This window comes from Nonomuraea sp. NPDC050783, from assembly GCF_040802095.1.
Classification (GTDB): Bacteria; Actinomycetota; Actinomycetes; order Streptosporangiales; family Streptosporangiaceae; genus Nonomuraea.
Genome location: NZ_JBFAHK010000001.1, coordinates 943453 through 957684 on the forward strand (window position 1 = coordinate 943453; position 14232 = coordinate 957684).

Annotated in this window: 14 protein-coding genes; 9 read left to right on the top strand and 5 right to left on the bottom strand. The window is 74.1% G+C overall.

What is annotated here, in order from left to right; all coding sequences use genetic code 11:
* Position 1: 1 nt before the first annotated feature.
* The 4 genes from mreC to rodA are packed head-to-tail and all read left to right on the top strand — an operon-like array spanning position 2 to position 4295.
* Positions 2–784 carry a rod shape-determining protein MreC gene (gene mreC / locus AB0H75_RS04355; protein WP_367790109.1) on the top strand — a complete coding sequence of 261 codons (783 nt, stop codon included), beginning with the start codon at positions 2–4 and terminating at the stop codon, positions 782–784.
* Positions 774–1433, top strand: coding sequence for a hypothetical protein (locus tag AB0H75_RS04360; RefSeq protein ID WP_367790113.1), 660 nt, complete (start codon positions 774–776; stop codon positions 1431–1433). The genes mreC and AB0H75_RS04360 overlap by 11 nt, the downstream gene beginning before the upstream one ends.
* Positions 1315–3189 (top strand): penicillin-binding protein 2, encoded by a 1875-nt coding sequence (mrdA, locus tag AB0H75_RS04365; protein WP_367790484.1) that lies wholly within the window; start codon positions 1315–1317, stop codon positions 3187–3189. Before AB0H75_RS04360 ends, mrdA begins: the two co-directional genes overlap by 119 nt.
* Positions 3186–4295: a rod shape-determining protein RodA gene (gene rodA / locus AB0H75_RS04370; RefSeq protein ID WP_367790116.1), complete on the top strand. Its 1110-nt coding sequence runs from the start codon at positions 3186–3188 to the stop codon at positions 4293–4295. The genes mrdA and rodA overlap by 4 nt, the downstream gene beginning before the upstream one ends.
* 39 nt (positions 4296–4334) lie before the next feature.
* On the opposite strand, the gene AB0H75_RS04375 is transcribed toward rodA, so the two are convergent.
* The 3 genes from AB0H75_RS04375 to AB0H75_RS04385 form a co-directional block, all read right to left on the bottom strand.
* Positions 4335–5921: an FAD-dependent oxidoreductase gene (locus AB0H75_RS04375; RefSeq protein ID WP_367790119.1), complete on the bottom strand. Its 1587-nt coding sequence runs from the start codon at positions 5919–5921 to the stop codon at positions 4335–4337.
* 11 nt (positions 5922–5932) lie between these two features.
* Positions 5933–7399 (bottom strand): glycerol kinase GlpK, encoded by a 1467-nt coding sequence (glpK, locus tag AB0H75_RS04380; RefSeq protein ID WP_367790122.1) that lies wholly within the window; start codon positions 7397–7399, stop codon positions 5933–5935.
* Positions 7400–7491: 92 nt separating this feature from the next.
* On the bottom strand, positions 7492–8238 hold the full coding sequence (locus AB0H75_RS04385; RefSeq protein ID WP_367790125.1) for an IclR family transcriptional regulator: 747 nt from the start codon (positions 8236–8238) through the stop codon (positions 7492–7494).
* A 216-nt stretch (positions 8239–8454) separates the two neighbouring features.
* Between AB0H75_RS04385 and AB0H75_RS04390 the strand changes: the two genes are divergently transcribed.
* Positions 8455–9066: a TetR/AcrR family transcriptional regulator gene (locus AB0H75_RS04390; RefSeq protein ID WP_367790128.1), complete on the top strand. Its 612-nt coding sequence runs from the start codon at positions 8455–8457 to the stop codon at positions 9064–9066.
* A 102-nt stretch (positions 9067–9168) separates the two neighbouring features.
* Here the strand turns inward: AB0H75_RS04390 and AB0H75_RS04395 are convergent, their stop codons facing one another.
* On the bottom strand, positions 9169–9690 hold the full coding sequence (locus AB0H75_RS04395; protein WP_367790131.1) for a hypothetical protein: 522 nt from the start codon (positions 9688–9690) through the stop codon (positions 9169–9171).
* Positions 9691–9810: 120 nt separating this feature from the next.
* Between AB0H75_RS04395 and AB0H75_RS04400 the strand changes: the two genes are divergently transcribed.
* The gene (locus AB0H75_RS04400; protein WP_367790134.1) at positions 9811–10389 is read left to right on the top strand and encodes a YqgE/AlgH family protein; all 579 of its coding nucleotides are present in this window, start codon (positions 9811–9813) and stop codon (positions 10387–10389) included.
* A 49-nt stretch (positions 10390–10438) separates the two neighbouring features.
* Here the strand turns inward: AB0H75_RS04400 and AB0H75_RS04405 are convergent, their stop codons facing one another.
* Positions 10439–11059 carry a TetR family transcriptional regulator gene (locus AB0H75_RS04405; protein ID WP_367790137.1) on the bottom strand — a complete coding sequence of 207 codons (621 nt, stop codon included), beginning with the start codon at positions 11057–11059 and terminating at the stop codon, positions 10439–10441.
* Between the two features lie 149 nt (positions 11060–11208).
* Here AB0H75_RS04405 and AB0H75_RS04410 point away from each other — a divergent pair, with 149 nt between their 5' ends.
* From AB0H75_RS04410 to AB0H75_RS04420, 3 genes are all read left to right on the top strand, one after another.
* Entirely contained in the window at positions 11209–12816 is a 1608-nt protein-coding gene (locus tag AB0H75_RS04410; protein WP_367790140.1) for an MFS transporter, read from the top strand.
* Between the two features lie 95 nt (positions 12817–12911).
* Positions 12912–13172 carry a DUF3039 domain-containing protein gene (locus AB0H75_RS04415; protein WP_367790147.1) on the top strand — a complete coding sequence of 87 codons (261 nt, stop codon included), beginning with the start codon at positions 12912–12914 and terminating at the stop codon, positions 13170–13172.
* Between the two features lie 79 nt (positions 13173–13251).
* Positions 13252–14217: a zinc metalloprotease gene (locus AB0H75_RS04420; protein ID WP_367790150.1), complete on the top strand. Its 966-nt coding sequence runs from the start codon at positions 13252–13254 to the stop codon at positions 14215–14217.
* Positions 14218–14232 lie beyond the last annotated feature (15 nt).

Here is a 14232-nt window from a genome sequence, read left to right on the forward strand (position 1 = left end):
CATGCGTGTGCTCCCCCGTCACTGGCGCGTGCTCGCGCTCCTGGTCGCCGCCGCCCTCGTGCTCGTCACCCTGGACCTGCGCGGCGGCGGCGCGTCCGCCCTGCGCTCGGCCGCCGCGGCGGCGGCCGGCCCGGCGGAGCGGGCGCTCGCGGCGGTGTCGGCGCCCGTCGGCACGGTCGCGGACGCCGGCGCGTGGCGCCGCCGCGCCGAGGAGGCCGAGCGGCGCGCCGCCCGGCTGGCCGCCGAGCTGTGGGCCGAGCGGGCCGCGCACGACCGGGACGCCGGCCGGCGGCGGCTCCAGGCGGCCCACCCGAGCCTGACCCTGGTGCCCGCGCAGGTCGTCGCCACCGGCGGGGACAGCGTGACGATCGACGCGGGCACCGGGGACGGGGTTCGCCCCGGCCTGGCCGTGGTCACCGCCGACGGCCTGGTGGGCCGGGTAGCCGAGGCCGGGCCGGACGTCGCGACCGTCCTGCTGGCCACCGCCCCGCCGGCCGCCGCCGGGGTCAGGCTGGCGGGCTCGCGGGCGATCGGCACCGTCGAGGGCCGCCGCGACGGGCGGCTCGGGCTGCGGCTGTTCGACGCCGACGCCCGGCTGAGCCCCGGCCAGCGGGTGGAGACCCTGGGGTCGAGCGGCTCGCGGCCGTACCCGCCGGGGTTGCCCGTCGGGACCGTCGAGCGCGTCGAGCCCGCCCGCGACCAGCTCACCCGCACCGCGCTGGTGCGTCCCGCCGTCACCTTCGGCACCCTCGACGTCGTGGGCGTGATCACCGATGCGGGCTGACCGGTCGCCGGGCCCGCCGTGGCGGCGGATCGCGGTGGCGGTGGTGCTGGCCCCGCTGCTCCAGGTGGCCGTGCTGGGCCGGCCGGACGCCCGGCCCGACGCGGCCCTGCTGGTGGCCGTGGTGGCGGGGACGGCGGCGGGGCCGGTCGCGGGAGCGGCGGCCGGGTTCGCGACCGGGCTCGTCGCGGACCTGGTCCCGCCCGCGCTGCCGCCCGCCGGCCGGACGGCGCTGCTGCTCTGCCTGCTCGGCCACGCCTGCGGGCTGCTGCCGCGCCGGCTGCACCCGCTCGCCCGCGTGCTCCTCGGCACTGCGACCGGCACCGTGGCCGTCGCGGGTGCCTCCGGGCTGACCGGCGCGGCCCCCGGCCCGGAGCCCGCCGTGCTGTTGTGCAACCTGATCGCCGCCCCGCTGCTGTGGCGCCTGCTCACCTGGCGCCGGCGGGCCACGTCCGGACACCACTTCGATGCGACGCTCGTTCCCCTCCCGACTGCTGCTGGTGCACCTGCTGGTGGCCGCGTTGTTCCTCACCCTGCTCGGCCGGTTGTGGCAGGTGCAGATCCTGGACGGCGAGCGCTACACCCAGGCCGCCGTCGCCGACCACGTACGCCGGGTCGCCGTCCCGGCCGTGCGCGGGCGCATCCTCGATGACCGGGGCCGCCCGCTGGCCCGCAACCGCGCCGCCATGACCGTCACGGTGGACCGGATCGCGCTGCGCCGCCAGCCCGACCAGGGCCGCGCCACGCTGCGCAGGCTCGCCGCCCTGCTCGGCCGGCCCGCCGCCGAGCTGTCGGCGAGGCTGCGGCCGTGCGGGCCGGGGGTGGGGCGGCCGTGCTGGGCGGGCTCGCCGTACGAGCCGGTCCCGGTCGCCGAGGACGTGCCCGCCAGGAAGGCGACCCAGATCGTGGAGCGCCCCGAGGACTTCCCCGGCGTCACCGCCGAGCCCCGCCCCGTCCGCGACCACCCGCGCGGCGAGCTGGCCGCCCACCTGCTCGGCTACCTGGCGCCCGGCGCGGACGGCACCGTGGCGGGCAGGGACGGCCTGGAGGCCGCCTACGAGGCCGACCTGCGCGGCCGCGCGGGCAGCAGGCAGGTCGTCGTGGACAGCGCCGGCCAGGTGCTGCGCACGCTGCGCGAGCAGCCGCCGGTCCCCGGCTCGACCCTGGTCACCAGCATCGACGCCGACGTCCAGGCGGTCACCGAGCGGGCGCTGGAGCGCGCCGTGCGCCGCGCGGGGAAGGGCGGCGCGAGCGCCGACTCGGGAGCGGCCGTCGTGCTGGAGGCCCGCACCGGCCGCGTGGTCGCGATGGCCTCCTACCCCGGCTACGACCCCGACGTGTGGAGCGGCGGCATCGAGCCGGCCGACTACCGGCGCCTGACCGGCGCGGGCAGCCCGCTGCTGGCCAGGGCCGTACAGGGCCAGTGGCCGCCCGCCTCCACCTGGAAGGTCGTCTCCACGGCCGCCGCCGTCGGCGCCGGCAGCCCGCTCACCGGGCGCTACGACTGCCCGGGCTCCTACCGGATCGGCGATCACTCCTTCCGCAACTTCGGGGGCGCCGACCTCGGCGTCATGGACCTGCGCCGGGCCCTGGTCGTGTCCTGCGACACGATCTTCTACCGGTTCGCCCACCAGATGTGGCTCAAGGGCGACGACGACCCGATGCAGCGCATGGCCGAGGCGTTCGGCTTCGGCGCCAGGACCGGCGTGGACCTGCCCGGCGAGGCCGCGGGCCGGGTGCCCGACCGGGCGTGGAAGAAGGCGTACTGGGAGCGGACCAGGGACGAGACCTGCCGGGCCGCGCGGACCGGCTACCCGCGGGAGAAGGACCGCGCCCGTGCCGCCTACCTCAAGGCCGTGGCCGCCGAGAACTGCGCCCGCGGCTACGTCTGGACCGCCGGCGACGCCGCCAACTTCTCCATCGGCCAGGGCGACGTGCTGGTCACGCCGCTGCAACTGGCCCGCGCGTACGCCGCCCTGGCCAACGGCGGCACCCTGTTCAGCCCGCGCGTCGCCAAGGAGGTGCGCGACGCCGGAGGCCGGCCGCTGCGCACCATCACGCCACCGGTCGCCGGCCGCCTGCCCGTCCCGGCCAGGACCCTGGACTACCTGCGCCGCGCCCTGGCCGGGGTGCCGAGGTCGGGCACCGCCGCCGCGGCCTTCGCCGGGTTCCCGCTGGACAAGCTGCCGGTGGCCGGCAAGACCGGCACCGCCGAGGCGTACGGCGCCGAGGACACCTCCTGGTTCGCCTCCTTCGCCCCGGCCGGTCACCCCCGTTACGTGGTGGTCGCCGTGGTCTCCAGGGGCGGGTCGGGCGGCGAGGCGGCCGCGCCGGCCGTACGGGAGATCTGGTCCGGCATGTACGGCCTGGAGGGCCACGAGCCCGCCCTGCCGGAGGGGAAACGATGAGGAACGCCCTAGCCCGCCCGGACTGGCGGCTGCTCGCCCCCGCCGCCGCGCTCAGCCTGGCCGGGGTGCTGCTGGTCTGGTCGGCCACCCGGCCACGCATGGCCGCGGCCGGCGAGGACCCGCAGACGTACCTGAAGAAGCAGGCCGTCAACGTGCTCACCGGCCTGGTGGCGATGGCCGTGCCGGCCCGCGCCGACCACGGCACGCTGCGGGCCTGGACGCCGCCGGCCTTCCTGGCCTCGATGCTGAGCCTGGCCGCCGTGCTGACCCCGCTGGGCAGGACCGTCAACGGCGCGCAGTCGTGGCTGGCCGTCGGCGGGCTGGAGCTGCAGCCGTCGGAGCCCGCCAAGCTCGCCCTGGTGCTCATGCTGGCGGTGCTGCTCGGCGAGCGCCCCGACGGCGGGCGCCGCCCGCGCGGGCCGCAGGTCCTGCTCGCGCTCGCCGCGGCGGCGCTCCCGCTCGGGCTGATCATGCTCCAGCCCGACCTCGGCACCGCGACGGTGATGGCGGCGACGGCGGGCGGCATGCTGGTGGTGGCCGGGGTCCGGGGCCGGTGGCTGGCCCTGCTGGCGGGCGCGGGCGCGGCCGGGGCGGCGGCCGCCTGGTTCCTGGGGCTGCTCAAGCCGCACCAGGTGCAGCGGCTGCTCACGTTCGCCGACCCGATGGCCGATCCCCAGGGAGCGGGCTACAACGCCGCGCAGGCGCTGGTCACGGTGGGCTCGGGCGGGTTGTTCGGGCGCGGGCTGTTCCGGGGCGACCAGACCGGCGGCCGGTTCGTGCCCGAGCAGCACACCGACTTCGTCTTCACGGTCGCGGGGGAGGAGCTGGGCTTCGCCGGGGCGGCGCTGCTGGTGGCGCTGCTGTGGGCGGTGCTGTGGCGGGCCCTGCGGATCGCCCGCGAGGCCGTCACCCCGTACGCGACGCTGGTGGCGGCCGGGATCGCCTGCTGGCTGGCGGCGCAGACGTTCGTCAACGTCGGCATGGTCATCGGGCTGGCCCCGATCGTGGGGGTGCCGCTGCCGTTCGTGTCGTACGGCGGGTCGGCCGTCGTGGCCTGCCTGGCGGCCGTCGGCGTGCTGGTCGCCGTCCGCCGCCAGGCGTCCTGAGGCCCGGCCTCCGTCCCTTCGGCCCGGCCCCCGCGCGGATCAGCCCAGCAGCGCCGCGATCCTGGCCCGGACCTCCGGCGTGTCGAGGCCGCGCACGGTGAGCGTGGTGCGGCGGCGTACGACGTCGTCCACCGTGGCGGCCCACTCGTGGTCGCGGGCGTAGACGGCCTGCGCCCAGATGTCGGGCCCGTCCGGGTGGATGCGCTCGCCCAGCGCCGGGTCCTCCCGGATGAGCTTGACCAGGTCGAACGCGATCGTCCCGTAGTGCGTGGCCAGGTGCCTGGCCACCAGCGGGTCCATGCGGGCGCCGCGCTCGCGGTCGGTCCACAGGCGCAGGGCCACCGCGTCCGGGCTGGCCAGGCCGGGCAGCGGCACGGCGGGCAGGATGTCGGCCAGGTCGTCGCCGAGCGGCCGGCCCGGCAGGTGGGCGAGGGTGTCGAAGACGGTCCTGCCGATGTGCCGGTAGGTCGTCCACTTGCCGCCCGCCACCGACAACATGCCGCCCCTGCCCCGGGTCAGCACGGTCTCCCGTTTGGCCGCCGCCACCTCGCCGGGGCCGCCGGGCAGCACGCGCAGGCCGGCGAAGGCGTAGGTGATGTCCTCGCGGCGCAGCTGCTCGCCGCGCACGGCGTGCCCGGCCTCGTCGAGGATCTGCGCGATGTCGGCCTCGGTGGGGCGCACGTCGGCCGGGTCGCCCTCGTACGCCTCGTCGGTCGTGCCGAGCAGCAGATGGTCCTCCCACGGGATGGCGAACGACACCCGGTACTTGTCGATCGGCGTGGTCAGCGCCGCCTTCCACGGCTCGTGCCGGCGCAGCACCAGGTGGGCGCCCTTGGACAGGCGGATGCTGGGGGCCGCGTCCGGGTCCTCCATGCGCCGCAGGTGGTCCACCCACGGGCCGGTGGCGTTGAGCACGAGCCGGGCGTTCACCCCGAACTCGGCCCCGCTCAGCCGGTCGCGCAGCTCGGCGCCGGTCACGGTGCCCGTCGCGGTGCCGGTCGCGGTGCCGGTCGCGGTGCCGCCGCTCCTGCGCAGGCCCACGACCTCGGCGTGGTTGAGCACGACGGCGCCCGCGTCCACCGCCGCCCGCACGGTCATGACCGCGACGCGGCTGTCGTTCATCTGGTGGTCGCCGTAGACGGCGGCGGCCCGCAGGCCCTCGGTCCGCAGCGCGGGCACCTTGGCCGCGGCCTGGTGCGGCGTGATGACCCGGCCCATGCCGTCGCCGAACACCGACAGCGCCGAGTACAGGAACACCCCCGCCCCCAGCTTGGCCGCCCCGTGCGGCCCGCCCCTGTAGATCGGCACCAGGAACGTCAGCGGCTTGACCAGGTGGGGAGCGATGTCGGCGGCCAGGGCCCGCCGCTCCCGGTGGTTCTCGGCGACCAGCCGGACGTTGCCGGTCTGCAGGTAGCGCAGGCCCCCGTGGACCAGCTTGGAGGAGGCGCTGGAGGTGGCGCCGGCGAAGTCGCCCGCGTCCACCATCGCCACCCGCAGCCCGGCCTGGGCCGCCATCCAGGTCACGGAGGTGCCCAGGATGCCGCCGCCGATCACCAGCAGGTCGTACGTGCTGGTGGACAGCTCCTCCCTGATCTCCGCGCGATCGGTCCCCGTTGCGATCATCATCGCTGAAACTCCTACTGCTCGACCCAGTCGAGGGTGCGGGCCACGGCCTTCTTCCAATTGCGGTACTCCCGCTCGCGGGCGGCCTCGCCGATCTCCGGCCGCCATTCCGCCGCCTTGTGCCAGTTGGCGCGCAGGCTGTCGACGTCCGGCCAGTAGCCGGTGGCCAGGCCCGCCGCGTACGCCGCGCCCAGCGCCGTGGTCTCGGCCACCATCGGCCGGATCACCGGCACCGCCAGCACGTCGGCGAGGGTCTGCATGAGCAGGTTGTCGGCGGTCATGCCGCCGTCGGCGCGCAGCGTGGTCAGGTCGAGGCCCGAGTCGGCGTTCATCGCGTCCACGACCTCGCGGGTCTGCCACGCGGTGGCCTCCAGCACGGCCCGCGCGAGGTGCCCCTTGTTGACGAACCCGGTCAGCCCCGCGATCACCCCGCGCGCGTCCGAGCGCCAGTGCGGCGCGAACAGCCCCGAGAACGCCGGCACGAAGTAGCAGCCGCCGTTGTCGGGGACGGTCTTGGCCAGCGTCTCGATCTCGGCGGCGCTGGAGATCAGCCCCAGGTTGTCGCGCAGCCACTGCACCAGCGAGCCGGTGACCGCGATCGCGCCCTCCAGCGCGTACGTGGCCGGGGTGTCGCCGATCTGGTAGCCGACCGTGGTGAGCAGCCCGTGCTTGGAGACGACGGGCCGGCCGCCGGTGTTCATGAGCAGGAAGCTGCCCGAGCCGTAGGTGCTCTTGGTCTCGCCGGGGTCGAAGCAGGTCTGGCCGAACAGGGCGGCCTGCTGGTCGCCGAGGGCGGAGGCCACCGGCAGGCCGTCGGCGGTGCGGCCGTAGACCTCGGCGGACGGGCGGATCTCCGGCAGCATCGCGCGCGGCACGCCGAGCGCGGCCAGCAGCTCGTCGTCCCAGGCCAGCGTGTGGATGTTCATGAGCATCGTGCGGCTGGCGTTGGTGACGTCGGTGACGTGCCGGCCGGTCAGGTTCCACAGCAGCCAGCTGTCCATGGTGCCGAATAGCACCTCGCCGCGCTCGGCCCGCTCGCGCAGCTCCGGGTGCTCGTCCAGCAGCCAGCGGATCTTCGGCCCGGAGAAGTACGTGGCCAGCGGCAGCCCGGCCCGCTCCTTGAACAGCGCCTCGTGCCCGGCCAGGGCGCGGGTGAGCGGGTCGGTGCGGGTGTCCTGCCAGACGATCGCGGGGCGGACGGGCCGGCCGGTGTCGCGCTCCCACAACACGGTGGTCTCGCGCTGGTTGGTGATGCCGAGCGCGACGATCTCGCCGTCGGCGCCGGCCACGGCCTCGGCCAGCACGGTGCGGACGGACTGCCAGATCTCCGCCGCGTCGTGCTCCACCCAGCCGGGCCGGGGGAAGATCTGGCGGTGCTCGCGCTGGGCGACGGAGATGATGTTGCCGGTCCGGTCGAAGACGATGCACCTGCTGGACGTGGTGCCCTGGTCGATGGCTGCGACGTAGTGCGGTCGAGGCACTGGGCTTCCTCGCAAAGTTCGGGTTCGACAATGTCGAACAACATAAGGAATGGTATGCGGTCGCCGGGGGGCGCTTCAACTGGGTTCCGCCGTCACCGGCCGAGGTCACGGGTGATGGCGCGGGCCGCGTCCCGCACGTACGAGACGAACTCCATCCGCGGCCCGCCCTCCGGCGCCAGGCGCTCCAGCGCGCCCCGGATGCCGATGGCGCCGACGACGATGCCGCGCGAGTCCTTGATGGGCGCGGCGATGGCCACCTCGCCCTCGGTCAGCTCCTCCATCTCGGCGGCCCAGCCGCGCGTCCTGATCTGCTCCAGCTCCGCCTCCAGCCGCTCGGGGTCGGTGATCGTCCGCGCGGTGCAGGGGCGCAGCGGCGCCCGCGGCTCGCCGTACGGGTCGTGGGCCAGCAGCACCTTGCCCAGCGCGCTGGCGTGGACCGGCAGGTAGGTCCCGACCTGCAACGTCTGCATGCTGTCGTCGGGGCGGAAGACGTGGTGGATCACCAGGACGTGCCCCTCGTGCAGGGTGCCGATCCAGGCGCTCTCCCTGCTGCGGCCGGCCAGCGCGTCGGCCCAGTTGATGGCCCGGGTGCGCAGCTCGTTGACGTCGAGGTAGCTGCTGCCCAGGTGGAGCAGCGTGGCGCCGAGGCGGTACTTGCCCGTCGCCTGGTCCTGCTCGACGAAGCCGACCCGGACCAGCGTGCGCAGGATGCCGTGCAGCGTGCCCTTCGGCAGGCCCAGCGCCCGGGCCAGCTCGGCCACCCCGAGCTGGCGGGGGCCGGAGGCCAGCAGCCGCAGGATCGCGGCCGCCCGCTCGACCGACTGAATCGTCTCTCCCACATCCGGCACCCTAGCGCAGCTTCGTTCGGTATCGCCGAACAGCGGGCGCCCGCTGCGAAAGCCCGGCCCGCCGGCCCTACAATTGCGCCGGCGGTAAGGAATCTTCCAGCGAACACTCAGCAGACATGCAGACGTGCGGCGCACCGTCCACCTCTCGCGGTCCGGCGTGACAGCCGTCCCGGCGAGCGGCATGCCCTCAGGCGTCGAGGAGAACAGATGGACCAACCTTCCCGCGTCGCGGGAACCGTGCGGCCCGGGGGGCGCACGGCGCGGGTGCGCGCGGCCGTCCTGCGGGCCACCCAGGACGAGCTGGTCGAGCACGGCTTCCACGGCCTGACGATGGACCAGGTCGCGGCCCGGGCCGGGGTCGGCAAGACCACGGTCTACCGTCGCTGGGGGAGCCGCGCCGGCCTGGTCACCGACCTGATGACCGAGCTGGCCGACCAGTCCTCGCCGCACGCCGACACCGGCTCCATCGAGGGCGACCTGCGTGCCAACGCGCTGGCCGTGGTCGAGGCGGTCAACGACGGGCGGCTCGGCACCACCTTCCAGGCGATGATTGCCGCGGCCACCTCCGACGAGCAGGCCGCCGCCGCGCTGCGCGCCTTCTACCTGCGGCGCATCGGGGAGTGGGCGGGCGTGGTGGAGCTGGCCGTCGAGCGGGGCGAGCTGCCCAGGGGCACCGACGCCATGGAGGTGATCCGGGCGGTCTCGGCCCCGCTCTACTACCGGCTCGTCGTCACCAGGGAGCCGGTGACCGCGGACGCCGCCGAGCGCTCCGTGCGCCGCACCCTGGCCGCGGCCCGGGCGGGCGCCTTCGTCGCGTAGCGGGCGGGGGCCTCCGGCCCGTGGCGGGGGCCTTCGTCACGCGGGGGCCTTCGTCACGCGGGGGCCTTCGTCACGCGGGGCCTTCGTCACGCGGGGCCTTCGTCACGCGGGGCCGCCGGTCTGGCGGGGCCAGAGGGAGCCGTACCACCAGAGGACGCCGCCCATCACGACCAGCCCTCCCGCCGTGGCCAGCTTGGCCATGAGGTCGGCGGGCGGGCCGGTGTAGGGCAGGTGCCCGTGGCGGTGGCCCGCCGGGCAGCCGTTCTTGACGCGGGTGGAGTCGATGAGGGTGTCCGGACGCTGGTCGCCGACCTCGTACGCCTTGATCTCGGTGGCGCCGCCCCTGCCCACCGCCACCTGCCGGACCACGCTCTCGCGGGCGGGGATGGACCCGCTGGCCACGCTCACCTCGTCGGCCTGGAGGTCGAAGCGGACCGCCTGCCGGGTCTGGTTGCGCAGCGTCACGGCCGCCCGTCCCGACCGGCAGCCCACGTCGCTCACGCTCATCGTGAAAGGGTCGCCGGGGTCCGGCACCCGGGGCCAGGCCCAGGCGGCCGTGGCCGGAAGGGACAACGCCACGCCCAGCGGCAGGGCGGCGAGGGCCAGATGGGTGCCGATGCGCATGATGCTCCCCGAGCGTCGTAAGTGGTGACGATTACCACTTATCGTGTCCGTATGAACACGAAAAGTAACATGAGCCCACTGGGGCAGCGCGAACCCCCTCGCACCCTTCATGATGGAGGTATGGCGGAAGCGATCTACGTCGGCGGTTTGTTGGTGGCGACGCCGCTTCTCGACGATCCCAACTTCCGGCGTAGCGTCGTGCTGATCCTCGAACACGATCGTGACGGGGGCACTCTCGGGGTCGTGCTCAACCGGCCGAGCGACATCTCGGTCACCCAGGTGTTGCCGGTATGGGACCCCCTGGTCACGGGGCCGTCGGTGCTCTTCGAGGGCGGGCCCGTACAGACCGACAGCGCGCTGGCGCTGGCGGCGGTGCCGAGCGGGGAGGAGCCGCTCGGCTGGCGCAGGCTGCACGCCGGCACGCCCGCGGTGTCCCGGCTGGGCACCGTCGACCTGGACGCGCCGCCCGAGATCCTCCAGGGCGAGATCGCCCAGATGCGGATCTTCGCCGGCTACGCCGGCTGGTCCTCCGGCCAGCTGGAGAGCGAGATCGCCGAGGGCGCCTGGTACGTCGTCGACTCCGAGGTGGGCGACACCTTCCACGCCGATCCCGGGTCGTTGTGGCGGCACGTGCTGCGCCGGCAGCCCGGCGAGCTGGCCTTCGTGGCCACCTGCCCGGACGACCCGACCATGAACTGACCCTTCGGCGCCCGTCCCGGCCTCCCCGCCCTCCCTGGCCTCCCCGGCCTCACGCCAGGTCCCAGCCGGGCCGCAGGGAACGCTCGGCCAGCTCGATGCTCTCCGCCATGCGGGCGGTGATCTCGCTCATGTCGCCGTCGCGGCGCGGACACTCGAAGCCCACCCGCAGCGTGGACATGGCGAAGGCCACGATCAGGTGCGAGAGCTGGTCGTCGTCGGCGCTCGCGCCCCGGCGCGCGGCGACCACCTCGGCCAGGCGGCGCTCGGTCGCGGTGCCCCTGGCCACCGACTGGCCGATCAGGCGCGGGTTCTCGTCCAGGATCCGGCGCAGCTTCAGGAAACGCGCGTGCTCCTGCGGCGTCCCCTCCCGGACGTCGGCCAGCACGGCGCGCAGGGCGTGCATGAGGGCGGTGAACGGCGGCTCGTCCGGCGGGCGGGAGGCCAGCGTCTCCAGCATGGTCTCCTCGCCGTGGTCGTGGAACCACAGCACGAGGTGGTCCTTGCTGGTGAAGTAGCGGAAGAACGTGCGGGGGGAGATGTCGACGGCCCCCGCGATCTGCTCGACGGTGGTCGACTCGTAGCCTTGTTCGAGGAACAGGTCGAGAGCCGCGTCGAGGATCGCCAGACGCGTCTTCTCCTTCTTGCGCTCGCGCAGACCCACTGCCGTCACTCCCTCGAAACCTTCCTGTCACAGTGTGACAGATGTCATGGGGTGCCGATTAAAAGCCGTTTGTCAGAAGTCATCGGCTGCCATAGATTACCTGAGGCTTAAGAGACTTCTGCCCTGACGCGGGGCGCATGCGGAACTTAGGGGGATTCATGGCTAATGCGAAGGCGGTCGACGCGCCGTCCTCGCCCGGCTCGGCCGAGACGGGGGCCGGGGGCAATCCTTGGCTCGTGCTGCTGGCGGTGAGCCTGGGCGTCATCATGGTGATGCTGGACGGCACCGTCGTCGGCATCGCCAACCCGGTCATCCAGGTCGATTTGAAGGCGTCGCTGTCCGACCTGCAGTGGGTGACCAGCGGTTACCTGCTGGCCCTGGCGGTGTTCCTGATCACCGCGGGCAAGCTCGGTGACCTTTTCGGGCACAAGCGTGTCTTCCTGATCGGTGTGGCGGGCTTCGCCCTCTCCTCGGTGGGCATCGGGCTCAGCACCGAGCTGGCCGACATCATTCCCGGCGTCACGCCGGTCGGCGCGCTCATCGGCCTGCGCGTGCTCCAGGGCCTGTTCGGCGCGCTGCTGCAGCCCGCCGCGCTGGCGCTGCTGCGCAGCGCGTTCCCGGGGGAGAAGCTGAACCAGGCGATGGGCGCGTGGGGCGCGATCATCGGCCTGTCCAGCGCCGCCGGGCCCATCGTGGGCGGCGTGCTGGTGGAGAAGGTGAGCTGGGAGTCGGTCTTCTTCATCAACGCGCCCGTCGGGGTCGTCGCGTTGATCATGGGCATCATCCTGATCAAGGAGAGCCGGGCCCAGACGTTCGCCCGCATCGACTGGCTGGGCGTGCTGCTGCTGTCCGGGGCGATGTTCGCGCTGGTGTGGACCATCATCAAGGCGCCCGAGTGGGGCTGGGGCGACAGCACGACGCTGGGCTTCCTGGCCGGGTTCGCGGTGCTGATCGTGGCGTTCGTCGCCTGGCAGCACCGGCTCGGCAGGCGCGGCGGGCAGCCGCTGGTGCCGCTGTCGCTGTTCGCCAACCCGTCCATCTCCATCGGCACCTTCCTGATGATGATGGTGGCCTTCGCGATGTTCGGCGCGATGTTCTTCCTGGGCTTCTTCTTCCAGGGCGTGCACGGGCTGACGCCGCTGGAGGCCGGCCTGCGCATGCTGCCGATGAGCGCCGGCATGATCGTCGCCTCGCCGCTGGCCGGCATGGCGATCGGCAAGCTGGGGCCGAAGATCACGATGGCGGGCGGCCTGCTGATCACCGCCCTCGCCATGTTCCTCATGTCGCGGCTCGGCCTCGACGCCTCGTTCGTCGAGAGCGCCATCCCGTTCGTGCTGCTGGCCTTCGGCCTGTCGCCGGTGTTCGTGGGCGCCACGGAGATCATCGTGGGCAACGCCCCGGTCCAGCTCAGCGGGGTCGCGGGTGGCCTGCAGCAGTCGGCCATGCAGGTCGGCGGCGCGCTCGGCACCGCCATCCTCGGCGCCGTGATGGCCGGCGAGATCTCCGACACGCTGCCCGGCTACCTCGGCCCGGCCGCGCAGGCGCTCACGCCGGCCCAGATGTCCGGGCTGGAGGAGGCCGCCTCGTTCGGCGTCGCGCCGCCCGGGCTGCCCGCGCAGATCGTGAACGCCGTGCACAACTCCTTCATGGACGGCATGCACCTCGCCTTCCTGGTGAGCACCGGCATCGCGGTGCTGACCGCGGCCCTCACGTTCTTCGTGAAGGCCGGCCGCAAGACCGAGGGCGCGCCCGTCCACATGGGCTGAGCCGGTCGTCGCCCTGACGGCCCCCGCCACGCGGCGGGGGCCGTCCTGCTGTCCGGCGGAGAGCGGGGGTCGCGGGCGGGCATAGACTCGTTGGGGTGAGCACGAAGATCCTTCCAGAGCAGGAAACCACGCCGCAGACCTCGCACGGCGACGGTGATCACGAGCGGTTCGCGCACTACGCCGACAAGCACAAGATCACCGAGAGCATGGTCACCGGCACGCCCATCCGCGCCCTGTGCGGCAAGGTCTGGGTGCCCAGCCGCGACCCGAAGAAATACCCGGTCTGCCCGGAGTGCAAGGAGATCTACGAGGGCCTGCCCGTCGGCGGCGGCGACCAGGGCGGCGACAAGCAGTGAGTGTTGCTGAGCGGTAATCCCGTGCCATAGGGCTACGGTCGATACCCTGACCAGCTCCTTCACGGTTACGGGGGACCGGATGGCCCGGCGCGCGACCGCCGTCTCGTCGGCATGCCTGCTCACAGTGGTGCTCGCGCCGCCGGCCCGGCCCGCTCTGGCCCTCGCCACCGCATCCGCCACCGCCCCTGCCCTCGCCGCGCGGGGCTGTGCGGCCGCCGCGCCGGCCAGGGCCGCGGCTCCCGTCGCGCCTCCCGGCAGGGAGGCCCCGGCGACGGCGGCGGGAGGGCCGGGCCCGCGCTCGCCGCAGCCCGGAGATGTCGCCCTCGTCCAGGACGAGCTGCGGCGGCGGCTCGACGGGGTCACGCCACCCGCCACGATCACCGTGCCCACCCGCGTCCACGTCCTCACCAGTGGCCGGCGCCAGGTCTCCGACCAGGAGGTCAGGAGCCAGATCGCGGTGCTCAACTCCGCCTACGGCGGCGCGTTCGGCGGCCCCGACACCGGCGTGCGCTTCCGCCTGCGGGGCATCGCCGTCAAGGACCAGCCCGCCTGGTTCGCCGACCCGGTCGGCGGCGAGCAGGCCATGAAGACCGCGCTGCACAAGGGCGGCCCGGCCACGCTCAACCTCTACATCGCCCAGCTCAGCGAGCTGATGCTGGGCTTCGCCAGCTACCCCTACTGGTACGAGGGCGCCCCGCGCCTGGACGGCGTGGTCATCGACTGGCGCAGCCTGCCCGGCGGCCCGATGGCCGACTACAACCGCGGCTTCACCGCCGTCCACGAGATCGGCCACTGGCTCGGCCTGTTCCACACCTTCGAGAACGGCTGCGCCGAGCCCGGCGACGGCATCGGCGACACCCCGGCCGAGGCCACGGCCACCCAGGCGTGCCCCGACGAGAAGGACACCTGCGCCCAGCCCGGCCACGACCCCGTGCGCAACTTCATGGACTACGCCCACGACCGGTGCATGGCGGAGTTCACCGCCGGCCAGGCGCGGCGCATGCACGAGATGTGGGCGGCGTACCGGCACATCCCGAAGAAGTAAACAGTGCGACAAATT

Coding starts and splice junctions, on each gene's coding strand:
- mreC (WP_367790109.1), top strand. CDS start 2: ATGCGTGTGCTCCCCCGTCACTGGCGCGTGCTCGCGCTCCTGGTCGCC.
- AB0H75_RS04360 (WP_367790113.1), top strand. CDS start 774: ATGCGGGCTGACCGGTCGCCGGGCCCGCCGTGGCGGCGGATCGCGGTG.
- rodA (WP_367790116.1), top strand. CDS start 3,186: ATGAGGAACGCCCTAGCCCGCCCGGACTGGCGGCTGCTCGCCCCCGCC.
- AB0H75_RS04375 (WP_367790119.1), bottom strand. CDS start 5,921: ATGATGATCGCAACGGGGACCGATCGCGCGGAGATCAGGGAGGAGCTG.
- AB0H75_RS04390 (WP_367790128.1), top strand. CDS start 8,455: ATGGACCAACCTTCCCGCGTCGCGGGAACCGTGCGGCCCGGGGGGCGC.
- AB0H75_RS04395 (WP_367790131.1), bottom strand. CDS start 9,690: ATGCGCATCGGCACCCATCTGGCCCTCGCCGCCCTGCCGCTGGGCGTG.
- AB0H75_RS04400 (WP_367790134.1), top strand. CDS start 9,811: ATGGCGGAAGCGATCTACGTCGGCGGTTTGTTGGTGGCGACGCCGCTT.
- AB0H75_RS04410 (WP_367790140.1), top strand. CDS start 11,209: ATGGCTAATGCGAAGGCGGTCGACGCGCCGTCCTCGCCCGGCTCGGCC.
- AB0H75_RS04420 (WP_367790150.1), top strand. CDS start 13,252: ATGGCCCGGCGCGCGACCGCCGTCTCGTCGGCATGCCTGCTCACAGTG.